This is a genomic window from Maribacter algae (assembly GCF_047345745.1).
Taxonomy (GTDB): domain Bacteria; phylum Bacteroidota; class Bacteroidia; order Flavobacteriales; family Flavobacteriaceae; genus Maribacter.
This window is the reverse complement of the sequence record NZ_JBLFES010000003.1, coordinates 616,706-641,221: the sequence shown is the minus strand read 5'-3', so window position 1 is coordinate 641,221 and position 24,516 is coordinate 616,706. Positions and strand designations below refer to the sequence as shown.

The 24,516-nt window shown below is 40.8% G+C and carries 24 protein-coding genes and 1 tRNA gene; 10 read left to right on the top strand and 15 right to left on the bottom strand.

Translation table 11 applies throughout. The features are described 5' to 3' along the window. Window positions 1-6: 6 nt before the first annotated feature. Genes ACKWBX_RS14440 through ACKWBX_RS14430 form a run of 3 tightly spaced genes read right to left on the bottom strand, consistent with a single transcriptional unit; the run spans window position 7 to window position 2,379 of the window. A complete protein-coding gene (locus ACKWBX_RS14440; protein ID WP_413969413.1) occupies window positions 7-204 on the bottom strand; it encodes a hypothetical protein in 198 nt (65 codons plus the stop codon). Next, on the bottom strand, window positions 201-1,595 hold the full coding sequence (locus ACKWBX_RS14435; protein ID WP_413969412.1) for a radical SAM protein: 1,395 nt from the start codon (window positions 1,593-1,595) through the stop codon (window positions 201-203). The genes ACKWBX_RS14440 and ACKWBX_RS14435 overlap by 4 nt, the downstream gene beginning before the upstream one ends. Next, window positions 1,567-2,379: a prolipoprotein diacylglyceryl transferase family protein gene (locus ACKWBX_RS14430; protein WP_413969411.1), complete on the bottom strand. Its 813-nt coding sequence runs from the start codon at window positions 2,377-2,379 to the stop codon at window positions 1,567-1,569. Before ACKWBX_RS14430 ends, ACKWBX_RS14435 begins: the two co-directional genes overlap by 29 nt. 78 nt (window positions 2,380-2,457) lie before the next feature. Here ACKWBX_RS14430 and dusB point away from each other — a divergent pair, with 78 nt between their 5' ends. Next, complete coding sequence (dusB, locus tag ACKWBX_RS14425) at window positions 2,458-3,456, top strand: tRNA dihydrouridine synthase DusB (protein ID WP_413969410.1); 999 nt, start codon at window positions 2,458-2,460, stop codon at window positions 3,454-3,456. A gap of 65 nt (window positions 3,457-3,521) precedes the next feature. Here the strand turns inward: dusB and ACKWBX_RS14420 are convergent, their stop codons facing one another. Together ACKWBX_RS14420 and rbfA are read right to left on the bottom strand one after the other, a co-directional pair. Beyond that, window positions 3,522-4,736 (bottom strand): ABC transporter permease, encoded by a 1,215-nt coding sequence (locus ACKWBX_RS14420; protein ID WP_413969409.1) that lies wholly within the window; start codon window positions 4,734-4,736, stop codon window positions 3,522-3,524. 4 nt (window positions 4,737-4,740) lie between these two features. After that, window positions 4,741-5,133: a 30S ribosome-binding factor RbfA gene (gene rbfA / locus ACKWBX_RS14415; RefSeq protein ID WP_413969408.1), complete on the bottom strand. Its 393-nt coding sequence runs from the start codon at window positions 5,131-5,133 to the stop codon at window positions 4,741-4,743. A 91-nt stretch (window positions 5,134-5,224) separates the two neighbouring features. Here rbfA and mce point away from each other — a divergent pair, with 91 nt between their 5' ends. The 4 genes from mce (at window position 5,225) to ACKWBX_RS14395 (ending at window position 7,257) form a co-directional block, all read left to right on the top strand. Further along, window positions 5,225-5,653 carry a methylmalonyl-CoA epimerase gene (mce, locus tag ACKWBX_RS14410; RefSeq protein ID WP_413969407.1) on the top strand — a complete coding sequence of 143 codons (429 nt, stop codon included), beginning with the start codon at window positions 5,225-5,227 and terminating at the stop codon, window positions 5,651-5,653. An 89-nt stretch (window positions 5,654-5,742) separates the two neighbouring features. Continuing rightward, window positions 5,743-5,816 (top strand) — tRNA-Ile (locus ACKWBX_RS14405). A gap of 466 nt (window positions 5,817-6,282) precedes the next feature. Beyond that, a complete protein-coding gene (locus ACKWBX_RS14400) occupies window positions 6,283-6,840 on the top strand; it encodes a YeeE/YedE family protein (protein WP_413969406.1) in 558 nt (185 codons plus the stop codon). 3 nt (window positions 6,841-6,843) lie between these two features. After that, the gene (locus tag ACKWBX_RS14395) at window positions 6,844-7,257 is read left to right on the top strand and encodes a DUF6691 family protein (RefSeq protein WP_413969405.1); all 414 of its coding nucleotides are present in this window, start codon (window positions 6,844-6,846) and stop codon (window positions 7,255-7,257) included. A gap of 42 nt (window positions 7,258-7,299) precedes the next feature. Here ACKWBX_RS14395 and ACKWBX_RS14390 read toward each other — a convergent pair whose 3' ends face one another. The 6 genes from ACKWBX_RS14390 to ACKWBX_RS14365 all read right to left on the bottom strand — a co-directional run bounded on the left by ACKWBX_RS14390 (window position 7,300) and on the right by ACKWBX_RS14365 (window position 12,301). Then, window positions 7,300-7,491, bottom strand: a complete 192-nt coding sequence (locus ACKWBX_RS14390) for a hypothetical protein (protein ID WP_413969404.1) — start codon at window positions 7,489-7,491, stop codon at window positions 7,300-7,302. 112 nt (window positions 7,492-7,603) lie between these two features. Further along, window positions 7,604-8,404, bottom strand: coding sequence for an alpha/beta hydrolase (locus ACKWBX_RS14385; RefSeq protein WP_413969403.1), 801 nt, complete (start codon window positions 8,402-8,404; stop codon window positions 7,604-7,606). Between the two features lie 19 nt (window positions 8,405-8,423). Continuing rightward, window positions 8,424-9,542, bottom strand: a complete 1,119-nt coding sequence (locus tag ACKWBX_RS14380; protein WP_413969402.1) for a Zn-dependent alcohol dehydrogenase — start codon at window positions 9,540-9,542, stop codon at window positions 8,424-8,426. A 10-nt stretch (window positions 9,543-9,552) separates the two neighbouring features. Beyond that, window positions 9,553-10,809: an NAD(P)/FAD-dependent oxidoreductase gene (locus ACKWBX_RS14375; RefSeq protein ID WP_413969401.1), complete on the bottom strand. Its 1,257-nt coding sequence runs from the start codon at window positions 10,807-10,809 to the stop codon at window positions 9,553-9,555. A gap of 13 nt (window positions 10,810-10,822) precedes the next feature. Then, on the bottom strand, window positions 10,823-11,131 hold the full coding sequence (locus ACKWBX_RS14370; RefSeq protein ID WP_413969400.1) for a 2Fe-2S iron-sulfur cluster-binding protein: 309 nt from the start codon (window positions 11,129-11,131) through the stop codon (window positions 10,823-10,825). Window positions 11,132-11,137: 6 nt separating this feature from the next. Continuing rightward, window positions 11,138-12,301: a cytochrome P450 gene (locus tag ACKWBX_RS14365; RefSeq protein WP_413969399.1), complete on the bottom strand. Its 1,164-nt coding sequence runs from the start codon at window positions 12,299-12,301 to the stop codon at window positions 11,138-11,140. Between the two features lie 147 nt (window positions 12,302-12,448). Between ACKWBX_RS14365 and ACKWBX_RS14360 the strand changes: the two genes are divergently transcribed. Further along, window positions 12,449-13,291 (top strand): AraC family transcriptional regulator, encoded by an 843-nt coding sequence (locus tag ACKWBX_RS14360; protein ID WP_413969398.1) that lies wholly within the window; start codon window positions 12,449-12,451, stop codon window positions 13,289-13,291. 10 nt (window positions 13,292-13,301) lie between these two features. Here ACKWBX_RS14360 and ACKWBX_RS14355 read toward each other — a convergent pair whose 3' ends face one another. After that, window positions 13,302-14,057: a sulfite exporter TauE/SafE family protein gene (locus ACKWBX_RS14355; RefSeq protein ID WP_413969397.1), complete on the bottom strand. Its 756-nt coding sequence runs from the start codon at window positions 14,055-14,057 to the stop codon at window positions 13,302-13,304. 75 nt (window positions 14,058-14,132) lie between these two features. Between ACKWBX_RS14355 and ACKWBX_RS14350 the strand changes: the two genes are divergently transcribed. Further along, entirely contained in the window at window positions 14,133-15,944 is a 1,812-nt protein-coding gene (locus ACKWBX_RS14350) for a sodium:solute symporter family protein (protein WP_413969396.1), read from the top strand. Window positions 15,945-15,996: 52 nt separating this feature from the next. Next, a complete protein-coding gene (locus ACKWBX_RS14345) occupies window positions 15,997-17,082 on the top strand; it encodes an acyltransferase family protein (protein WP_413969395.1) in 1,086 nt (361 codons plus the stop codon). Window positions 17,083-17,163: 81 nt separating this feature from the next. Here ACKWBX_RS14345 and ACKWBX_RS14340 read toward each other — a convergent pair whose 3' ends face one another. The 3 genes from ACKWBX_RS14340 to ACKWBX_RS14330 form a co-directional block, all read right to left on the bottom strand. Continuing rightward, window positions 17,164-19,725, bottom strand: a complete 2,562-nt coding sequence (locus ACKWBX_RS14340) for a M1 family metallopeptidase (protein WP_413969394.1) — start codon at window positions 19,723-19,725, stop codon at window positions 17,164-17,166. A 130-nt stretch (window positions 19,726-19,855) separates the two neighbouring features. Continuing rightward, on the bottom strand, window positions 19,856-21,895 hold the full coding sequence (locus ACKWBX_RS14335; protein WP_413969393.1) for a S9 family peptidase: 2,040 nt from the start codon (window positions 21,893-21,895) through the stop codon (window positions 19,856-19,858). 220 nt (window positions 21,896-22,115) lie between these two features. Beyond that, a complete protein-coding gene (locus ACKWBX_RS14330) occupies window positions 22,116-22,727 on the bottom strand; it encodes a riboflavin synthase (RefSeq protein ID WP_413969392.1) in 612 nt (203 codons plus the stop codon). A gap of 59 nt (window positions 22,728-22,786) precedes the next feature. Here ACKWBX_RS14330 and pdxA point away from each other — a divergent pair, with 59 nt between their 5' ends. Both pdxA and ACKWBX_RS14320 read left to right on the top strand, forming a co-directional pair. Next, window positions 22,787-23,833 carry a 4-hydroxythreonine-4-phosphate dehydrogenase PdxA gene (gene pdxA / locus ACKWBX_RS14325; protein ID WP_413969391.1) on the top strand — a complete coding sequence of 349 codons (1,047 nt, stop codon included), beginning with the start codon at window positions 22,787-22,789 and terminating at the stop codon, window positions 23,831-23,833. Between the two features lie 152 nt (window positions 23,834-23,985). Further along, window positions 23,986-24,516 (top strand): YceD family protein, encoded by a 531-nt coding sequence (locus tag ACKWBX_RS14320; protein ID WP_413969390.1) that lies wholly within the window; start codon window positions 23,986-23,988, stop codon window positions 24,514-24,516.

Genomic DNA, 24,516 nt, shown 5'->3' with positions numbered 1-24,516 from the left:
AGCACGCTATCCTAGACCACATAACCCGGCGCTTATTAAAAGTAAGCAACCAGATAGGATCAGAATAACCTTAGCACTTTTTTTCTGTTTGGCAATTAAAAAAATGATACCTATTATGAATAGTAGGATTCCGGGAATCAATAAGAGGAAACCGATGAACACGGCATCGCTTATATAGATTTCCAAAGGAAAGATACTTCTCATAACACTTCGTTTTGAAGCTCTTTTAGGCGTTCTATTTTATCATCCCTGTAAAAAAGATTCATCGTCTCGAAGGGAATAATCTTGTAATCCTTGTTTACAATGTGCACACAAGATTTTTTAATGGCCCTGACATCAAAATTATGGGCATCTATAAATTGCATGATAATGATACGAAAAAGATTGTCGTACCCTAATTCGGGAGCATCGATTTCGGGAAGACAGCACATGATACTCTTCAGGTTTTCGGATGCTTTTTCTACCGAATTTCCGGTGCTGAACAATTCGATCATTTTACCGTGAAGTTGTTCGTCCTGTTCATAGATAATCGTATTTTTTCCTTCGTTCAATAAATCATCCGGATTAATATAGCGCGTCAAAGGACTAATCTCATCACCTAATTTTAAGGCATAGGCCATGACCAACGCATCTGGATTGCAAGGAACCGGAATAAGGTCGTCGGCCTCAAAAATAGGGGATTGCTCCAATATTTTTCTTCGTACTTCGGTGAGGGTAATCCGGTTTTCATCAACTTCAAAGTTCTCCAATCGCCCTGCTATCTGTGTGGGTTGGAACGTAACCCCGCGAACGCATTTTTGTTGTAAAGCGAAATCTATCGTTTTTCCCATTTCATGATCGTTCAATCCTTTTTGAAGGGTGACGACCAAAGTCGTTGAGAGGTTTAATCGGTTCAGATGTTCCAAAGCTTGCAATCGTATTTCGGACAGATCCGCCCCGCGAAGGGCCTGCAAAACGGAATCGTTCAACGAATCAAACTGAAGGTAGATTTCAAAGTCGGGCGCGTACGTGGCCAATCGTTTTGCAAAATCAAAATCCTTGGCAATTTTAATGCCATTGGTATTCAGCATCAAATGCCTTATGGGCAGACTTTTTGCATAATCCATAATTTCAAAAAACTCCGGATGTATGGTGGGTTCGCCGCCACTTAATTGCACTACGTCCGGTTCACCTTCATTCTTTACGATGACATCCAGCATTTTTTTGATTTCTGCCAAGGTTCTATGTCGCCCATACGTTGGGGAAGAGCCGGCATAGCAAGTGGGGCAGGTAAGGTTGCACCGATCTGTTAACTCTATGACCGTTAGACAGGAATGTTGCTCGTGGTCCGGACATAGGCCGCAGTCATAAGGACAGCCGTAGTGTGTTTTTGTATTGAACGTCTTTGGGTATTCGGAAACCTTGTTATAGTTGCGAATGTTCTTGTAGTACTCGATGTCATCGGCGATCAGCACCTTGCTTTTCCCATGTTCCTTGCAATTTTTGAGCATGTAGACCTTTTCATTTTCAAAGACGATCTTGGCATCTACGCGGCGAAGGCATTCGGGACAAAGACTTAGCGTAAAATCATAATAGGTATAACTTCTTTCCGGCATAAATAAGTCCTTTTTTCAAAGTTTTTGAGTAGTACATCAAACAAATTAAGCATAAATATTGGATGCTGCTCAAGCCTAGGAAGAAAAAGGCATTCGGCTTTAAAAATTCGATTAAAAACCGAAAGGAAAAATAGGCGATCATGAATATCTTAAACGAAGTTCCGTTTTTTAAAGCCGATTTTCTATTCTGAATTTGCTTGATAAACGCAAAAAGTAGCATAAGGAAGAATACTTCATACAGCGCAATAGGATGCCTTTGTAGCCCATCGCCCAGATCCATACCTAAAAAGAAACCGGTTTCTTTTCCGTAGGTAAACTCTTTGATTCCGGCTAAAAAACAACCAATTCTACCAATGATAATCCCCAAAATAATCGGGAGCGTAAACAAATCTCCGGAAGACTCTTTTTCGCCAATCATTTTTTTGGCAAGTTCCACCCCCAAAAGCCCGCCAAAGAGTCCACCCATGATGGTTTTGTTATTTAAGATGGATAGCCAACCCTGTTCGTAGTGCAGTGTTGGGTTTTCAAAAAAAGCAATAATTCTGGACAGCAACAAAGCCCCAAAAACTGCTCCGATAATAATGGAAAGTCTGTTGTTGGAAGAAATGGTATCGTTATTTTTCTTCCGAAGGAATACATAATACCGGAAACCAACGAAAAATGCCAGATACTCCAGAATAAGATGCATGTTTAACTTTACACCGAATACGATAGGTTCAAAAGGCAAGCTTATCCCAACTATTCCCAAAGCTATGAGTGAAAGTTCTATATGTTGCAATAGCATCAACTAAAAAGTATAAGATACCAAAGGTAGGTCAATGAATAGTTTTAGGGGCTTAGCGAGATGTTGTAAATTTGTACCATGCCCAAAATAGGAGACATTCAGTTGCCCGATTTTCCGTTGCTGCTTGCGCCCATGGAAGATGTGAGCGATCCGCCTTTTCGTGCGTTGTGCAAGGAGCAGGGTGCGGATGTGGTGTACACGGAGTTTATCTCTTCCGAAGGATTGATTCGCGATGCCGCGAAAAGCGTTATGAAACTGGATATTTATGAAAAGGAGCGTCCCGTTGGGATACAGATTTTTGGGGCGAACCTGGATTCCATGCTGCAATCCGTAGAAATTGTTGAAAAGTCCGGGCCGGATATCATCGACATTAATTTTGGCTGTCCCGTAAAAAAGGTAGTATCAAAAGGAGCAGGTGCGGGTATTTTAAAAGATATTGATTTAATGGTTTCCCTTACCAAAGCCATGGTGGAACATACCAAATTGCCTGTGACCGTAAAAACGCGATTGGGTTGGGACGATGATTCCATAAGAATCGTGGAGGTGGCGGAAAGACTCCAAGATGTAGGTTGTAGAGCCATTGCCATTCATGGGCGCACCCGAGCGCAAATGTATAAGGGCCATGCCAAATGGGAGCCTATAGCCAAAGTAAAGAACAATCCCAGAATGCATATTCCCGTCTTTGGAAACGGAGATGTGGATAGTCCCGAGGCAGCCATGAAAATGCGTGATGAATACGGATTGGACGGTGCCATGATCGGTAGGGCAAGTATAGGATATCCTTGGTTTTTTAGAGAGGTAAAACACTATTTTGAAACAGGCAGCCATTTGGCACCACCAACCATGATAGAACGTGTTGAAGCCGCTAGGAGACATTTACAAATGTCCATTGACTGGAAAGGTGAAAAATTAGGTGTTTTTGAAACACGAAGACATTACACCAATTATTTTAAAGGCATTCCGAATTTTAAGGAATACCGGATGAAAATGGTGACAAGCGATGAGTCGGCCGATGTTTTTGCCGCGTTTGATGAGGTACTGGAAAAATTTGGGGATTACGAATTCGCAGCCCCCTAGCCCCCGAAGGGGGAACTCTTACTCGAACTTAAATTTTATAACAGTGACAGTTTCCTCTTTAGAGGTTAGGAGGCTTGGACTAATTTTTTATTGATTCTACTGCTTGCAATTTTGGAAGCAATAATACCTAGCACCAAAATGGTGGCCAGCACTATAAAGACGTTGATGAATTCATAGGCCACGGGATAGGCCACAGAAGACGTTATTTTGAGCCATCCAAAAGCCATTTGAGACCAAATCAAAATAGACCCGATCAACACTCCGATCAATCCTCCCGATCCGGTGACCAAAACCCCTTGAACAAAATAGATGCGTCGCAATTCTTTAATGGTCGTGCCAAAACTATAAAGGGTTTTAGAATTTTGCTGCTTGTCCAATATCATCATGATAATGGCGCCTACCACATTGAATAAGGCAATGATGAGTACAAGCGTAAAAATAAGATAAGTGGCCACATTTTCGGTATTGAGCATTTTATAGAGCGTGCTGTTCAATTCCTGCCTGTTTTTGAGTTGAATGTCTTTTCCTAAAATGGATGCTATTTTCGCCCTAAGATTTGTTATGTCCGCATCCTGATCGACCTTAAAATTGATTCCTGAAAGTTGAGAAGGTTTTTTTTCCAGTAACGCTTGGGCCAATGCCAAATCCGTAAATACATATTTATTATCCAAGTCGGCCTCTACGGCATATACTCCTCCAATAACAACGGGCAATCTATTGTAAAGGGAACTTGAACTTAATGCACCCTGGGTAATGGAACCTTTTCCCGGCTTAAAGGCATAGATTTGCATGGGGCTCCTAAACTGGTTGATGGTCACTCCCAGAATATTGGCAATCCCAATTCCGGAAACTACTTGTTGCTCGTTTATGGTCCAATCCCCAATATACAAAGTACTGTCAACCCCCGTGACCTTAGTATAATTAGAATCGATTCCCTTAATGAAAGCGATGTGGTTTTTCCCTTTGTGTTCCAGGTAAACTTTTTCTTCAATCTCTTTGGAATAATGGGCCAGCCCATCTAAACGTTGCAATTGTGCTTCTTGCTCCGGTGTAATAGAGAAATATTTTCCGAAAGCGGGAAGCGCTTTTAGTTCTGGATCAAAAGAGTTGGTAAAGGAAAGACTAAAGGTCTTGAGCCCGGCAAAACCGGACAGCACGATAAACAGTGCGGCAGAACCGATTACAATGACTAAAAAGGTGATGAAATTGATGATGTTTACCGCGTTCTGTGAGCTTTTGGAACGCAGATATCGTTTGGCGATATATAAGGGAAAGTTCAAGAAATCAGGACTTTTTTCTTCTTTCGAGCAAATCTCGGTTTTCGATGGGGTTTTCTTCTCCCTTCAAGGATTTCTCGATTCCATCGATATAATCCAAGGAATCGTCTATATAAAATAGTAGTTCGGGCACTCTTCTCAATTGATTTCGAGTACGTTGGGAGAGTTCGTGCTTAATCAGTGGCTGGTTGGATTTTATACCTTCCAATAATTCAGCTGCTTGACCGGTTGGAAAAATACTCAGATACACTTTTGCAATGGAAAGGTCCGTAGTTACGGATACTTTTGAGACGGAAATCAAGGTTCCTTTTAGTCCGCCATCAATCGCCGCCTTTTGTAGAATATCTACAATATCCTTTTGAATGACCCCTGCAATTTTTCGTTGTCTTTGCGTTTCCATAGGACAAAAATACGCAGAATAGTACGTATTTTAGTAAAATAGAACGGAAAGCATCCTTTCTAATTCGGATGTTGCGATTAAAGGAATAGAAGTGAAGAAAATAGAACATTTGGGAATAGCCGTAAAGAATCTGGATGCGTCCAATGATTTATTTGAGAAACTTTTGGGAGTGGCTCCCTATAAAGAGGAGGAAGTTGCTTCCGAAGGCGTAAAAACGTCTTTTTTCATGAACGGCCCCAATAAGATTGAACTTTTGGAGTCCACTAAGGAAGACGGACCTATTGCCAAGTTTTTAGAGAAAAAAGGCGAGGGCATACATCATGTAGCCTTTGAAGTTGATGATATCTTGGTCGAAATAGCGAGGTTAAAAAATGAGGGGTTTATTGTGTTGAACGAGGAGCCAAAAAAAGGAGCGGACAATAAATTGGTCGCTTTTGTACACCCTAAAACTTCTAATGGGGTACTGGTAGAGTTATGTCAAGAGGCCCCTCCCCAACCCTCCCCTAAGGAGAGGGAGTAATGTTCATAGTTTTCTACCAACCTATTTAATGGCTTGTAAATGCTTGCAACGTCAAAAAATAAATGGTAATATTGCATCCGCAAATTGCAGGTCCTATAGCTCAGCTGGTTAGAGCACCTGACTCATAATCAGGGGGTCCATGGTTCGAGCCCATGTGGGACCACTACTTTTCAGAAAGCCGCTTCTTATTGGAGTGGCTTTTTCTTTTTTAAGAATGTGCTGCATTTAAGATTCCGAAGGATTCAACTACTTATGAACGGGAATATTTCTATTGTGTATAGTAGAGCGGACTAAAGGTCTATGACCGTGAAAAACCAACTTCCGTTAATAGCGTTGACCGCGTTGTTATAGCGCTGTACGGTAAATTCGGTTGTCGTTTGGGAAACTACTTCAATTGTAGCGGCACTGTATTAATGGATTTAATTGCACTATATATAAGGTATTACCTTCAAAAGCTTAATAGTATACTTCCATCGGCATATTTTGGAAAACAATTTTAGTTTGCAGCTTCAATAAAATATGTCAAGAATATTTTGGAAACAAATTTCTATGTTATTCAAAAGTGTTGTGACATAAGTTACATGGTATCCTAAAAAAGAATGTTATTTTGCACTAAATAAATTTTTGATATGGATTGGATTTTAGAACCTTGGCCTTGGTATGTATCCGGCCCTATGATAGCTTTTGTAATGTTTCTGCTTCTGATGATGGGCAAGAACTTTGGAATGTCGTCCAACTTACGTACGCTATGTACTATCTGTGGTGCGGGCAACACTTCTGATTTTTTTAAGTTTGACTGGAAAGCACACCGATGGAACTTGATCGTAGTTTTAGGTGCAATAATGGGAGGATATGTTGGTGCAACTTTTCTCTCAACTGATACTGCGGTGGCTATAAATCCGGAAACAGTTACAGAATTGAATGGTTTGGGATTTGGCAGTGCAGGAGAAGCTTATTTGCCTACGGAATTATTTAATCTTGATGCATTATCCAATATCAAAAGTTTAGCTGTTTTAAGTATAGGTGGTTTGTTGGTGGGCTTTGGTGCACGGTACGCTGGAGGCTGTACCTCTGGACATGCTATTTCTGGACTCAGCAATTTGCAGCTACCCTCTCTTATTGCGGTCGTTGGATTTTTCATAGGAGGTTTGACCATGATTCACTTTATTTTCCCCTTGATTTTTTAAAATATGAGAACTTTTGGCTATTTATTAATAGGAATCATTTTTGGAATCACCATGTTTAAATCTGAGGCCGCTTCTTGGTTTCGCATTTATGAAATGTTTCAATTTGACGCCTTTCATATGTACGGTATTATAGGTTCCGCATTGGTTATAGGCATTGTAATGGTCCAACTGATCAAAAGATTGAAAGTATCTTCTTTTTACGGTGAAAAAATCATGTTTCCCCCTAAGGCAAAAAGCGTTGCCCGTTATATGATAGGGGGTATTATTTTTGGATTGGGCTGGGCATTGGCAGGAGCCTGTCCGGGACCCATGTTCACGTTGGTGGGGGCGGGCTATGTTCCTATTCTTGTGGTGATTGCTGCTTCTATTTTAGGAACTTTCCTCTATGGCCTGTTGAAAAATAAGTTGCCGCACTAAGTTTGTTTAGCAAAAAAATACCTTTATTTTTTTAGAAAGATGCTATTTGCCGGCAGATTCCAATTCTGCGACGCTATTACTCATATTTCTAGCAGATTGAGACAAAACCTCGGCAACTTCGTTATCTATGACATGGGAATATTGCCAGTAAACTATTAGGCCAATAACAAAAAGCCCTACAAGGATTAAGTCTAAAATAGTCTTAGAATCAAATTTTTTTTCCGAAGTATTCATAATCTCAAATGGTTAATGGCGAGATGAATATAAATAAAAAACACTTAATTAACAATTTTTTAAGATAAAGAGGTAGTCATTGTAAACTCATGAATTTGCATGTTTTCAAAATTTATTTGGCATGCATATTAAAAAAGACTAAAGTGTGTTCCAATTGTTTTTGCCAATAGGACCATTCATGACCACCCTCAAATTCGGTATATGTATGTGGTACTTCAAGTTCTTTTAGCTGTTGGTACAAAATTTTATTTCCATTGATCAATTCATCGGCTACGCCACAATCAAAACGTAACGGGGGAAGTTTGTCACGGTTTTTTTTGATGATATCGATAATATTTTTTTCATGGTCGTCAACGGGAAATAAATCAAGTGGTTCTTCTACAAAGAAAGCCATTTCCGAAAATTGGGTGATGGCACTGTGCGCGGAAATTGCCTTGAACAAATGAGGATGTTTGGCCCCTAACCGTAATGCACCATATCCGCCCATGGAGAGTCCGCCAATACAGAGAATGGATTCGTCACTGGCTTCAGGAATATTTTCTTTGATGGCGGTAGGGACATCTGAAACAATCCATTGCTCAAAGTCCTTTTCGGTATGGGAAATATAGCCGGAGCCATCTCCCCAAAGTCCATCCGAAGGCATCGCAATAATGGCCGGGGAAATCGTGCCATCTTGCATTAACTTCTGTGCCATATGATGGGCACCTCCTTTTAAGGCCCATGCCCATGCACTGCCATAAACGCCATGTAAAAGTATGTAAATGGGTAAATTTTGAAGTGATTTGCCAAGCTTAGGAACAAAGAGGCAAATATCCCCTCGTCCTTTTAAATGTGGCGTTTTAAGGGTCATAAAGCGCAACCCGTCTTTTTCATAGGCCGGGTCGGATAATTCTACGGTTCTAAAACTGCTCATGGGACTAGTATATTAACCATCAATCAAAAACAATGACACCTTTGGCATTTTTACCTTCCAACATATCATCAAAAGCTTGTTGTAACTTATCCAATGAATATTCTTGAGTAATCATTTCGTCAAGTTTCAAATCACCTTTTTTATAAAGCTGCATCAATTTTGGAAAGTCTATTTGCGGTCTACATTTTCCATATAGGGGATTCATGTATATCTTATCCCACTCAAAGAGTCGCATATCAATCGTGATTTCTTCTTCGATTCCACTGACTTGCACCGCCGTGCCTGCATTTCGTATCATGGCCAGTGGCGCGGCACCTAGTGCTGGAACTGCGGTACATTCAAAGGCGTAATCTGCTCCGCGACCACCTAAAAAGAGTTTTATATCTTCTGCGATTCTTAATAGTCCAGCATCCGTTTTATCTGCCAAGAACGCATCCGTAGCACCGAACTTTTTGGCCAGTTCCAATTTGTTGGGATTGATGTCCACAGCGATAATCTTTGCTGCTCCAGAAATTTTACAAGCATTGATAACATTAAGCCCAACACCACCGCATCCCAAAACGACTGAGGAGCAACCTGCTTTCATCTTCGCTGCATTCACCACGGAGCCATAACCCGTCATAACTCCACAACTGACAATACTGGCTGCCGAAAAATTCAGGTCTTTCTCGTTTACCCTTACAAGTGCGGATTCCTTGACCAACACGTACTCGCTCAACGAACCTAAATTAAAGGAACGCTCTATGGGTTTGCCGTTCCATCGCGTACCATTCAAATGCGCATGTCCGGGCGTATGACCATTGCTCCCGGCCACAACAGGAGAATGATTTTCACAGATATGCTGATTACCTTCCTGGCATTGAAAACACTGCAAGCAAGGCGTGGCCCAGTTCAGGATAACCTGATCACCTTTTGTAAAATGCGCTACTTGGTACCCCACTTTTTCAACGATACCGGCTCCTTCATGCCCCATGACAATAGGTTTTCCCCAAGAAAGAGAATCATAATCGGTATGACATACACCGGCCGCTTTCATTTTAACGATTACTTCATCGGGTCGTGGGTCAGAAAGCACAACAGATTCAATGTTAAAATGACCACCTCCTGTAGCTATGGCGCTTTTTGATATTATGGACATACTTTTTATTTCAATCTACTAAAAGGGTAGTAGGCTTTAAAGGTATGGAAATGTCCTTTAGTTTTTTAAGGTCTATTTCCCGCTTTTCTTTTATGAATTTTGTTCCAATGACATAGGCTTTGGCATTGTTTATGGCATCTACCGCCAATAACTCCGTTCCCTTGAAATACCAAATGGAAAAACAGTTCTCTTTTTCTTGCTCTTTTCTTAGGATATAATTGTCATATCCTTCGGAAAGCCCCACTATTTGTAATTTTGTATCATATTGGTCTGACCAGAACCAGGGAATGGCATCATAAATAACTTCCTTGTCACAAATTTTTGCGGCAGCTACTTTGGCTTGATCCACAGCGTTTTGTACCGATTCCAATCTTACATATTTATCATAGTGCGGATTGTGGTGGAAGGTACAATCCCCTATAGCATAGACTTTTGGGTCTTTGGTAACCGTTGATGAATTTACGTGAATACCATTTCCTGTCTCTAGCCCTGCCGCCTCGGCCAACTCCGTATTGACCTTAATGCCTATCCCTACGATAACGATATGGGCTTCTAAAGTAGTTGTATCGCTACATGCTACCGTAATCATATCGTTGTTAGTACTTAGGCCAATAACATTTTTCTCCGTATGTACCTCAACTCCGTTTTCTGTATGAAGCTTTGTGAAAAAAGAAGACATTTCCGCAGTGGTGACCCGGGCAAGAACCCTTTTTTCCCGCTCTAGGATGGTTACTTTTGCCCCTAATTTTGTCAGTGAAGCAGCTGTTTCCAAACCAATGTAACCCCCACCGATAATAACTACTTTTGGACTATTGTTTTGTGTTAAGGCTTGTCGGATATTAATAATGTCATGGGCCGTACGTAACGGAAAAATGTTTTTTATGTTTTGGATATTGGGAATAGGTGGAAACAACGGTCTTGCCCCCGTAGCTAAAACTAAAAAATCATAATGTTGTTTTTGGTCATCTTCCAAGACCAGATAGGTGTCTTTTCGAGAAATAGCGGTAACGACTATGCCCAATCGTAGTTGAATCCGCTCTTTTTCATAGCTCTCTACGGATTTTAATAAATTTTTCTCCAAAGCCTCTTCATTGGCCAAATAGGTTTTTGACAGCGGAGGTCTATGGTATGGTAGCATGGCATCTTTGTCAAAAAGGATGATTTCACCTTCAAAACCTTCCCGTCGTAAATAAAAGGCAAGATTTACTCCTGCATGGCTTGCTCCAACAATGGCACATATTTTCTCTTTAACGGAGCGTTCTTTCAAAATAGAAGGTAAATTATTTGGCTACTTTTAAAATGATACCATCCAAAGCTTCCGTAATTTCTAACTGACAGGACAAACGGCTGAACTCGTTGGCATTATCGTCCAATTCTAGCATATCGGTTTCTATTTCACTGGCCTTTCCTGTTTTTTCCAAATCTTCGGGAGCTACATGAACGTGACATGTGGCACAGGAACAAACACCGCCACAATCGCCATCGATTCCTGCAATGTTATTTTCAACGGCCAGAGACATAACAGAACCGGAAGTGCCTTCAACGGTAATGGTTTCGTTGTTATTTGTAACAAATGTAATTTTTGCCATATCAATCTATAATTTTATAGGATTAAAAGTGACGGAAAGTGTATCGTAACCAACTTTTCTATTGAAACCATCCAGTTCTTCTATGTTTTCCTTAGCATCCAAAATCTGGATAGAAGCTATTTTTTCGGACATTGTTTTTAGCAAAATCCGCATAATTTGACGCGCATGGGTAGCCCCCAAACAATTATGATGACTGAACCCGAAAGCAACGTGTGGATTCATTTTTCGATCTAAAAGCACCTCGTTCGGTTTTTCAAATACATTGGCATCCCTATTGGCAGATGCCCAGCATAGGGAAACCCGTGTATTCGCTTTTATGGCATGTTCACATACATATGTGTCTTCTTGTACTACCCTGCCCATATGTGTCAAGGGAGAAAAATAACGCATTAATTCTTCCACGGTATTTCCAATGATATCGGGCTCTTTTCGTAAACGTTCCAAAGATTGGGGATGTTCCGCAAAATAGGCAATGGAATTGGTTACAGCGTTGATTACGGTATCACGGCCACCCGCAAAAGTCAATACCATAACGCCCTTAACTTCTTCTTTGGTCAGTTTTCTTCCTTGAAAATCAGACGCCAACAGCACGGAATAAACATCCTCCCCGGGCTTGGCGATTGCCTTTTCAATCTGTTCGTCAATATAATCGTATAAGATATTGGCCTTATCGCCATCCAATGCTGTGTCCTCGCTCCTGAATACATGGGTACCCCAAGAAATCCAAGTTTCTGCTTCCTCGTATGGAATATTCAAGAGTAAAGTGAGCGCTCTGGATTGTAATGGAAGAGCAAAATCGCGGATGACCTCGACACTGTTTTCGGAAAGTATTTTTTCTAGAAGCGCATCGATCTGCATTGTTAATTGTGCTTGATATTCCGGTTGTAATGGCCTCTTGAACCAAGGTTCTATGATGGTACGATATTCTCCGTGAAGTGGTGGATCTACTTCAAAAGGAAGTTGCCGTGTTTCCCTAATATGAACTTCTGAAGGAACTACGATACGGCCGGGTTTTGCCGCGGAGGAAAAGGTTTTGTAATTGTGGGCCGTTTTGCGCACATCTTTATGACGCAACAATATTACCACGGGGTCATCCTGATCATCAATTTTTGCATAGCCTTTTGCTGTCCGAGCGTTTTCAAAAGCATCTGGCATTTCACTTTTTTTCATAGTTCTAGTTTGATTATGGAAAGCCTTTTACAAAAATGGGAATATCCCAGATTGAAAAAATCATCGTTTATGACCTATTTATAAACTATTTAATCATTAAATTCATTTTTTTAAGTATAAAAAGACAGAATAAATAATTTTATTGACATGAAAGCGATTTTAGAATCGATTCCGTTAGGTCAAGAAAAAACTATTTTAGGCTTTGCCTATGAGGCCGAAAATTTTGAGACACCTTGGCATTTGCACCCACAACATGAGCTCACCTATATAGAGGAAAGCGTTGGCACCAAGTTTGTAGGGGATTACGTGGGGCCTTATGAACCTGGGGAATTGGTATTGTTGCGCTCCAATCTTCCGCATTGTTGGAAGAACAGTCCGCAGTCCGGCGGGGCTTCAAAATCAATCATAATTCAATGGAACAAGGGCGTTTTTCCAAAAGTGCCGGAGTTACAAACTATTTTTGGTCTGTTGAGAAATGCATCCAAAGGAATTCTTTTTAATAAAGAGGAGGTAAAACCCTTGATTCCTGCGTTACGGGAAATTCCAGAATGTTCCGGTCAGGAATGTTACATTTCATTGTTATCACTTTTGGGAAAATTGGCAGGGTGTGAGCAAAAAACGTTATCCGAAACAAGTTTCATAGATGACATCCCTTCCGAGCATGAGAAGCGGATGGCCAAAATCCATGAGTTTATAGCGGTCAATTTTAGGAGAAAGGTTTTTTTAAAGGAATTGGCTCAATTAGTGAGCATGTCCGAGCAGTCATTTTCCCGATTTTTCAGTAAAATGATGGGCCGTCCTTTTTTTGTTTTCCTTAACGAATATCGCATCAATATGGCAGCGCGAATGTTGGTACATACAGATGACACGGTATCGCAGATCGGTTTTGCCTGTGGATATGATTCGCTTCCTTTTTTCTTCAAAAAATTCAATCAGATACATAAAACATCGCCCTATAAATATCGCAAACAGTTTATGACGGCCCCGTGAGCTGCGAGACTTATTTGAACATGATGATTATAGCACCTACTGCAGTAAGAACAAGAATCATTTTTCTAAAGAAATCTTCCTTGATCAGTTTTATAAGTCGTATTCCGACAAAAAAGCCAAGGAATATTCCAGGAATCAGTTTAAGATTGAATAGCAAGGTATCGGCAGAAATCGTATTCCAAGAAAAAATATGAAAAGGAAGCTTAATGATATTGACAATTAGAAAAAGCCAGGCCGCCGTACCAATAAATTGATTTTTGGGCAAACGCATCGCCAAAAAATAAATATTGGCAAAGGCACCGGCCAGATTACCCACCATTGTGGTAATCCCTGCCAAAGTTCCAACAGAACTTGCAAATAACCAATGTGTAGGCACATTTTTACTTTTTTTCCGGTCCCACCAGAACATCATAAAAACCGTGCCCATGATAATGATGGCCATTCCTATTTTAAAGATTTTTTCCGGCAAATCCTTTCCAATGAAAACCCCTATAATAATCCCAATAATCATCCAAGGAAGTACTTTAAAAACATATTTCCACTGTGTATGCCTATTGTAATAGATAACGGCAAAAATATCGGCAATAACGAGCAAGGGCACCACCAATCCTGTAGATTCCTTGGCTCCGAAAGCCAAGGCCATAAAAGTTACGTTAATGACAGCTATACCTTTTATGCCCGCTTTGGAGAGCCCTATGACAAATGCCGCCAAAAAACTCAATATCCATGCTGTAGTTGTAAGTTCTAATGTTATTAGTGGGAGCATGGCTAACGTTGAGCGATTGAAAGGTAAAAATATTCTAAAAAAACATACCTTTAGTAAACAACCAAAAACCATTTTATGGAACTCAGTACGCTGGACTATAGTTTTATTGTCGTTTTCTTCTCCCTTGTCTTAGGAATAGGAATTTATGTTTCCAAAAAATCGGGGAAGAACTCTTCGGAATTTTTTCTATCGGGAAGGACCATGCCTTGGTGGCTTTTGGGGCTTTCTATGGTAGCTACCACTTTTTCTACGGACACTCCTAACCTTGTAACGGATATTGTACGGACCACAGGAGTTTCCGGTAACTGGGTTTGGTGGTGTTTTTTATTGACGGGCATGCTGACCGTTTTTGTCTATGCCAAACTATGGCGAAAATCCAACGTAAATACAGATTTGGAATTTTATGAAATGCGTTACGGTGGAAAGCCTGCAAGCTTTTTAAGAAAATTCAGGTCTATTTATCTTGGAGCTCTTTTTAATATTATCACCATGGCTTCGGTTACGTTGGCTGCCATTAAAATAGGGGGGATTATGTTGGGCCTGGAACCGTGGGAAACTGTGGTCGGTGCTGGATTGATTACCGTGGTCTTTAGTGCACTCGGAGGATTCAAAGGGGTGGTATATACCGATTTTCTTTTATTTTTTGTGGCCATGGCAGGTGCTATTGGTGCGGCATTTTATTTGGTGAATATTCCTGAAGTGGGCGGATTGGAAGCCTTAATGACAAATGAAAATGTAGTAGACAAACTGAATATCCTACCTGATTTTGATAACACCAACGTGTTGATCACCTTATTTATAATCCCTATTGCCGTACAATGGTGGAGCTCATGGTATCCCGGGGCGGAACCTGGCGGTGGCGGTTATATTGCCCAAAGGATGTTGGCGGCAAAAGACGAGAACCATGCGATCGGAGCCACTTTTTTCTTTAATATCATGCACTATGCCTTACGTCCTTGGCCATGGATATTGGTCGCTTTGGCCTCTTTGGTCGTATATCCCGATATTGCCAGTATAGCTCAGGCCTTTCCCGATGTTGCCGAAAATAAATTGGGACATGATCTGGCGTACTCGGCTATGCTTACAAAACTGCCCAGTGGACTTTTGGGGGTGGTATTGGCCTCTTTGGTCGCCGCATATATGAGTACTATTTCTACCCAGTTAAACTGGGGTTCTTCCTATATTGTTTTTGATTTCTACAAACAGCAGATCAATCCAAATGCGACCGAAAAACAAATGGTAGCCGTTGGCCGTCTGTCTACCGTGGTATTGATGGTATTAAGTGCATTATTGGCACTTACGCTACAGAATGCCTTTGAGGTATTTGACCTTTTGGTCACCTTTGGCGCCGGAACGGGGCTGGTCTTTATTTTGAGGTGGTTTTGGTGGCGTATAAATGCTTGGAGTGAAATTACGGCGATGTTCGCTTCTGGGATTATTTCTATAGTATTGGTTAAAACGAGTCTAGGAGACACACTGTTCGACCCTGTTTCAGGATTGCTCCCCGAGTGGGCCAACTATCCTTTTGTCGTAGTTGTGACGACCGCAATTTGGGTGGCCGTGACCTTTATGACAAAACCGGAATCCGATGCCACGTTGCGTTCTTTTTACAGAAAAATACAACCGGGAGGACCGGGTTGGTCAAAAGTGGTCTCTAAGGCCAATGGGGATAATGAAGAAATTGTAACTACCTCTGAAAAATGGAGCGTACCTTCTGGGATTACCGCTATGCTATTGGGTGTTATATTAATATACTCCATTATGTTCGCTACGGGCTATTGGATTTATGGAAAAACTACTTCCGCACTTGCTTTAAGTGGAATGGCCGCCATCTCGGGATTTCTGTTGGTCAAGGCTTGGAACAGGTTAAAGGGCAATCTTTTGTAAAGAGCTATTTACGGCATTGTCAAGGGGGAATAGTTTTAAATAATTATTTGAGATGAAAAACAGAATACTTTCCGTTGATATTTTTAGGGGCGCTACCATTATTTTAATGGTATTGGTCAATACGCCCGGAACTTGGAGCAATGTGTATGCTCCGTTACTTCATGCAAAATGGCATGGCTACACCCCCACGGATTTGGTATTTCCCTTTTTTCTCTTCATTGTGGGTACATCTATCGTGTTTTCCTATCAAAATAAAATGGTCAATAATGATACTTATAAGAAAATAAGCGTCAGGACCTTAAAATTAATTGGATTGGGACTTTTCCTAGGGGCTTTTACGGTTACGTTTCCCTTTTTGAAAAACTGGACTGATATCCGATTTCCGGGAGTATTGCAGCGTATTGGGGTCGTATTCTTCTTTGCCTCTATTTTATTCATCAATCTGAAATGGAAAACTTTAATTTGGGTCGCCCTATCCCTTTTGGTCGGATACTGGTTGTTAATGACTTTGGTTCCCATAAACGGAATTGAATCTACTTTGGACCGCGCACCCAACAATTTGGCCAATTGGTTGGATGTAAAGATTTTTGGAACACACAACTACAAGGCGGATTATGATCCGGAAGGGTTTTTGAGTACCATCCCGTCCATAGCCAGTTCTTTGTTGGGTATTTTCACCGGACTCATTCTAACGTCCAAACAGGAAAAGAAAGCAACGCTTCTAATGGGTATTGGAGGAAGTTTTTTAATCATCGGTCATTTGTGGGATATCATTTTTCCGATAAACAAAGCCTTATGGACAAGCAGTTTTGTATTGGTTACCGCTGGATGGGCCAATTTGATCTTGGCCTTGATCTATTATCTCACGGATGTCAGGAAAATTCAATTTGGCAGTTTGTTCAGGTATGTAGGGTCTAACGCCATCATCATTTACTTTTTATCGAGCTTTATCAGTAAGGTTATGGGGCAGATTCCGGTTGGGGATACTTCCTTGCACGGATGGTTGTTCCAAAAGATTTATGTGCATGATTTTATATCCATGGAAATATCCTCGTTGCTCTATGGATTGAGCGTTGTTGCTTTTTATTGTGGACTGGCCTATTTCTTGTACCGTAAGAAGATATTCATCAAGGTCTAAAATCAGAAATAAACCAAAAGAAATTTCAGGAAGTTCCTATAAGGGGGTAAATTTTTGAGCAAGTATATGGTGGTTGACCGATTATAGAATTTTCTGCCTTCTATACAGGTTATCTGTTGCCTGTAACAGCTTTTGCTTTAGATTCTTATCAAGCTCTGGGCGCGAGGCAATATAGTTTTTGACCATATCATATGCTTCTTTGGAAGTATATCTGCCAATGGTACTGTTCAACCATCCCAATGGGAAAAAGATATCCCCGGTTTCCTGGATTTCTTCCAATAGTTCCAAACTCAGCTCCACATTTTCAATGCTTTCTTTTTGCCGTAATGGGTGGTGGATGTAGGAACAGGCCGTCTGCACCCAACTTTCTTTTTCTCTGTTCTCGGGATTTTTAAAGGACTCAAAATAAGCTGCCCTAACTGCAGGGTCGGCGTTCAGGGCAGGCATTATAAAATCAAAACGCTGTATTTTATCGGGATTGGTCAATTTGGATTTGGCTTCGGCTAAAATAGCTTTTGCTTTTGGGTGTCCAAACAATGCGAGCGATTGTGCAAGATCAGTGTAATCGTCCTTATTTAAAACAAGGTTGTCTATGGGTTCTTCTTTGTTCCAAATACGGTACAGGACCTCAGTTCCGGTTTTTGAGTGCGCTATGGAGCTGTATGCATTGTAAAGTGTTTTTTTAATGTTTTTGGTTTCGGGCCGCTTCAACCTTTTATATAGTGTCCTTTCTAGATTTTGCTGATAGGATTTGCGTTGTGTTTCCGTAAAAGAGTTCCAGTACAGATCGGTAGTCTGTCCGGCAATCATACGAAGAATAAATTCATTGGATTCCGTTGCTATGCCATTTAGGAGATTGTCAAAAGCTACGGTGTTCGCTATTGTGCCGTTGCGAGTGTTTTCATAGGTATTTAAATAAGCGTGTGCTCTAGAAGCACTATTTTCTATATTATTTATCTGCGCTACAGCACCTTCTTCCACAGGGAACACTCCATAACCATAACCATCGGAATTATATAATATGTGCAATGGTTGCGGGAGACCTATGGCTTTCGTGACCTGTAAGTGCTTTGTATTACTCGTTACTGGAATGGTTGTGGTACTATCCTTGTAGACCAAATCAATGGTAAAAGATTGTGGCCAGTACTTTTCCGAACCGTCTTCCGCCATCTGCGTAAGGGTGAACTGTTCAATTTTTTTAGTATCGTCATATTGTATGTTCTCCTTAAACAAGGGCCGTCCCGAGGAATTTACCCAAACGGCACTCCATTTTTTAAGGTCAAGTTCTGTTTTCGTATCTAAAATTTCTACTAGTCCGTTCCAATCTGCATTGCCATTGGCATAAGTTTTAATGTATTCACGGATACCTTGTTTAAATTTTTCTTTCCCTAGAGCGAGTTCCAACTGCCGCATCATAATAGGCGCTTTGTTGTAAATGATACTGCCATACAATGATCCGGCATTCTTTAGATTGTCCAAATCTTGGCGTATGGGGTTTGTACCCCTTGTACGGTCCACTCCGTAGGCTCTTGGATAATGCGAGGTCAAGAATTGTAGGTCGTGGTCTACATCTGTAAAGACCGGGTTTACAATTTTATCTGCCATAAAGTTTGCAAAAACCTCTTTCATCCATACATCGTTGAACCAATCCATGGTTACCAAATTGCCAAACCACATGTGCGCAGTCTCATGGGCTATAAGTTTGGCTCTTGCCAACTCCTGTGAACGGGTTGCACTGTTATCCAGAAACAAACTGGACTCCCTATATTGTATGGCTCCCGTATGTTCCATGCCGCCATATTGAAATCCTGGAATGGTGGCAAAATCGAATTTTTTAAAGGGAAAATCATAGTCCGTATAGGCCTCTAAAAAATCCAATGAGGATTGATGTAGCTCAAAAATAGCACCGGTACTTGCGGTTATTTTTTCTTCGTTGGTTTCACGGAACAACATATTCATAATGCGCCCTGTGTCCTGGGATTCCGTTTTTTTAAATTTTCCTGCGACAAAAGAGAATAAATAGGTGCTCATTTTATCGGAAGGTTCAAAATTATATGTGATAGATTCTTCGTTACTTTTTGTTGAAGCCAAAGGAGCACCGGAAAGCACTTCCCAATCTTTGGGGGCATCTATAGTCACTAAATAGACAGCTTTGATATTGGGCTGGTCAAAGCAAGGAAAAACGGTTCTTGCACGATCCGGCACCAACAGGGTATATAAATAATCATGGTTTCTATTTAAAGACAGTTCACCTGCGGTAAATTTGATGGTAATGCTATTCCTGCCCAAATGCAATGCATCTACAGGTACAACTAGGTGTTCGTTTTCATGGACAATTGCGATTTTCTTGCCGTTTACCATTATCTTTTGCAAGGCACTTTTTTCTTCTTTAAAATCCAGGTACAAAGGATGGGACAAGTCATTTACATCCGCTTCCAAAGTCAACCGGGAAGCTATGGGAGCTTCTTTTTCTTTTGGTATGGAGAACGTTAGGTTGTATACAACATTTTTCACCTGTGAACTGCGATAGGTGGCCAAATCTAGAGCAACCCCATCACTATTAAAATTTATTGGTTTAGCAGTGTTTTTTTCTGCACAGCTGTAACAGAACACCATGAGTAAATAGACTATACATTTTTTCATAATGAAGACTCCTAAAAATAGTGTTGGGTTTTTATTGTTGTTCTAGCTAAGGATTGCAATCAACCTTATAAAATTTAAGATGTAATCTAATTATAAGCTGTTCTATTTAAAATCCATGAAAGCAATCCCTCTACTCTTTGGGTATCTCAATGGTTTCATCCCAAATATATTTACCGAACCATTGCCAGTTGTGCCAAGTGGCGGCCAATCTTTCCCTTGGTTTGTCAATTCCGTGTCCAAAGCCTTTGTATATGATCAGTTTCGTCTCCACACCAACATCTTGTAAGCCTTGGTATAATTCATATGCATTGGCCGTGGGCACTCTGCGGTCAAACTCGCCATGTTGTATTAGAGTAGGGGTGGATGCATTGTTTATATTGGTCATGGGCGAGGTTTTTTCATAAATGGCCTTATTGGACCATGGGGTAGCTTTAAGATATTGTCTGGTAAACGGGTGTATATCCGTGCTTACATAGTAGGTTGTCCAATTGGAAATTCCTGCTCCAACGGAAATCGCCTTAAATTTATCCGAATTAGTGGTCAAAAAGGCAGATATGTACCCCCCTTGGCTCCAACCCATTGATGCAACCTTGTCGCCGTCTACAATACCCATATCCTCTAGGTATTTGACCCCGGAAAGCACATCCCAAGCATCTCCAACACCAAGATTTTCAACATTTAGGGACCTGAATTTTTCACCGTATCCCGCAGAGCCCCTATAGTTGGGCCTCAATAGCAATGCTCCCTTGTTAAGCCATTGTATCATGGGATATACATAAGAAGGTGTTGCACTCGGAGTGGATATTCCTGTCGGTCCGCCGTGAATGATGACCAGTAAGGGGTATTTTTTATTGGGGTCGTAATCTTCGGGCTTGTGCAAAACACCTTCTATAATTGCACCATCTTCACTTTTCCATGAAATAACCTCACTTTTGGCTACCGACCAATTTTTAATCTGTTTTGTGAAATTGCTTATTGACTTGTTTCCCTTCAGCGGGTAATTGGCCAGATAGACCTCTGCCAGGTCTGTGTCATTGACTCCGGTAAAAGCTACTTTTTTGCCATCTTTAGAGAACGAGTAGCTGAAAATCCTTTCTAGACCGGATGTTAGTAACGAAGTACTTCCGTTTTTTGGGTGAATCTTTACCAAAGGTCTCTTGGTTTTTTGCCATGCAATTGCAAATATACCGTTGGCGTTCCATTTTATCTGGGAAAGGTTTTCATCAAAATCTTTTGCCAGTTGTACGTTGCCGGAGCCATCACTATTTATTCTAAAGAGCTTGTTGTTACGATAGAAATTGGAGGTATCGTCCGTTAAGTTCGTTTGGTAAAGAATTGTTCTGCCATCTGGGGACCAGTCTACCAAATTGTCCGTGCTGGGATTGTTGATCAGGATCTTATGGGATCCGGAAGAAACATCATAGATGGAAATGTCCTCTTTTAGGAATGCTACCCTGGAAGGGTCCGGTTGATGACCGAAGGCGATTTTTCCGCCATCCGGGGACCATTTAAAATTATTGATGGAGAACTTGGTACTACCGACCAATAGTTTGGCCTTTTTTTCTTGCATGGTCACCGAGTCCTTGATTTGCTCGGGCAACGATTTATTATATAATTGGCCGGGATTAAAATTTATGACCCATAGCTGATTCATTCTATATTCCCCATCTTCTACCGCATAACCTCCGTACTTGTCCTCTTTCTTTTTTTCTTCCTTTGATTTGTCCTCAGCTTGGAGAAACGCAATTTTACTGCCGTCATGGGACCACTCAAAACTGGAGATGTTATTTTCTGTATCCGTAATTTGAAAAGACTCCCCACCCTCGGAACCGATGACATGTAACTGCGTTTTTTTTAATCTGTTCGATAGAAAGGCTATCCATTTACCATCTGGGGACCATTTGGGAGAGGAACTGTTGTTTTTTGGATTATTTGTCAATTGGAAAGGTGGCTGGCCGTTCTTTGAAATCCACAGTTCCGTATCATAGCGGTTATTTTCCCAATCCGCAGTCTGCGATGTAAATACAATATGCTCGCCATTTGGTGAAATGACCGCGTTGGATGCGGAACGTAAGGAAATAACGTCTTCAAAGGTAGGATTTCTGGATTGCTGCGCTGTCCCAAAATTCATCAAAAAAATAGCTGTAATAAATAGGAATATGTTCTTCATAATATTTTAATTGAGAATGGTTTTGCGAACAAAATGCTTTGTTAAAAGCACCAATTTCTATATTTTGTATAATTAACAGCGGAAATCTTTATTTTTTCTGCTTGATTGAACAATATTACCTTTTCTTTTTAAAATTTCCTAGCTAAGAAATTCAATTGAAGGTAGCCATTTACCTCCAGCTAATGTAAATATTATGATTACGCTCTTGAACAGGGAGAGACTACTCCACTCCTTTGGAGAAGCCGGGGGAAGCTCCCATTAATTTTGCCACATATTTTCCAATAACATCGAACTCTAGATTCACTATTGTTCCTGTTTTATAGGTGTTAAAGCGCGTGTTCTCATAGGTATAGGGAATAATGGCCACACTAAAGGTGTTGATGCCGGAATTTACAACGGTCAAACTTGTACCGTCAATGGTAATGGAGCCTTTTTCTATGGTAGGATTTCCTTGTGAGGCATCGTACTCAAAAGAGAAAATCCAGCTGCCATCTGTTTCAGTAACACTGGTACAACGCCCCGTTTGATCCACATGACCCTGTACAATATGTCCGTCCAGCCTAGATCCTAGAATCATGGCGCGCTCCAAATTTATGCTGTCGCCCACTTGTAAGTCTCCCAAACTGGTCTTTTGCAAGGTTTCGTCAATAGCGGTAACGGTATAGGTATCCCCATCAATTTTAACTACGGTAAGACAAACGCCGTTGTGGGCTACGCTCTGGTCTATTTTAAGTTCCGAAGTGATGCTAGAAGTAATACCGATATCCAAATTTCCCGCTTTCTTTTCCAAGGCAGTAACCTTGCCCAATGTTTCAATAATACCCGTGAACATGTGTCGCTTAAATTAAGTAGTTTTGTCAATTAAATTGGACTACAAAGGTAACCGATATCATGGAGGAAAAAAGGAAAATAAAACTAGGAATTTCTATTGGCGATTTGAACGGGATAGGATGCGAGATAGCCTTAAAAACGTTTGAGGATGCTCGAATGCTGGATTTCTGTACGCCTATTATTTTTGCTTCCAACAAGACTATTTCCCACCAAATGAAAGCCTTGAATATAAATATTGCCTTTAACGGGGTTCAGGATGCTTCCAAGGCCATTGATGGCAAATTGAATATTGTAAATGTTTGGAAAGAAGTGCCGAACATTCAATTTGGGGAAGCTACCGAAGAGGGCGGCAGTTATGCAATAAAATCTTTAAAAGCCGCGGTTACGGCATTGAAAAACGAAACGATAGACGTATTGGTCACAGCACCCATCAATAAGAACAATATACAATCGGAAGGGTTCAGTTTTCCGGGCCACACCGACTATTTAGCGGAGCAATTAGAAGGCGAGAGCCTAATGTTTATGGTAACGGATAGTTTAAAAGTAGGCTTGCTTACGGATCACGTGGCGGTAAAGGATGTGTCCAAGACCATTATTCCAAGATTGGTTCGTGATAAAGTAAAGACTGTTGAAAAATCCTTGACGATGGATTTTGGCATCAGAAAACCGAGAATAGCCCTGTTGGGCATTAATCCACATAGTGGAGATAATGGCGTTATTGGCAAAGAGGACGATGAAGTGTTAAAGCCGGTCATTAAAGAATTGGCGGAACTAGGCCATTTGGTATATGGGCCATATCCGGCGGACAGTTTTTTTGGTTCCGATGGCTATAAAAAGTTCGATGCAATCCTAGCGGCTTACCACGACCAAGGATTAATTCCTTTTAAGACCTTATCTTTTGGACAAGGAGTGAATTTTACGGCTGGATTGAATAGGGTCAGGACTTCTCCGGACCATGGTACCGCTTACGAAATAGCGGGACAGGGAAAAGCGGATTACGGTTCTTTTAAGGAAGCCGTTTTTACGGGCCTCAATATATTTAAGAATAGAACGGAGTATCTTGAACTCACCGAAAATGTGTTAAAAAAACAGCGTGTAAAAAGATAATTTGGGGACTTTTGGACTTCCCTAAAGTTATTGGCATAAAATGTTGATAACTATTGGGTTTTATTAAAAAAAAACTATCTTTGCACCCGCCTTAACGGAAACGGTTTATCGTTCCCAATGAGGCAACAGTATTAAAATAAGTGTTGTAGATAATGAAGCAAAAGGAGTTCAACATTCCTTTCTCAGGATTAAAGCAAGGGAAACACGAATTTAAGTACGAAATAGAAAACACGTTCTTTGATTCTTTTGGATACGATGAATTTAATAGTACCAATATTGATGTAACGGTACTGTTGAACAAAACAAGTACCATGATGGAGCTTGAATTTGAAGCTTCAGGCACGGTAAATGTAGATTGTGATATTACCAGTGAGCCTTACGATCAAGAAATAGCCGCAAATCTTGAGTTGATCGTGAAATTTGGAGAGGATTACAATGACGAAAATGATGAAATACTCATTCTCCCGCATGGGGAACATCAGGTAAACATTGCTCAGTACATTTATGAAATGTTGGTGTTGGCCGTTCCACAAAAACGAATCCATCCCGGCATAGAAGATGGCACGTTACAATCGCCCATTCTGGATAAGTTGAGAGAACTGGAACCAAAAGAAACAAAAACAGAGAATAAAGAAAACGACCCCCGTTGGGACGAGTTAAAAAAACTATTAACGGATAAATAA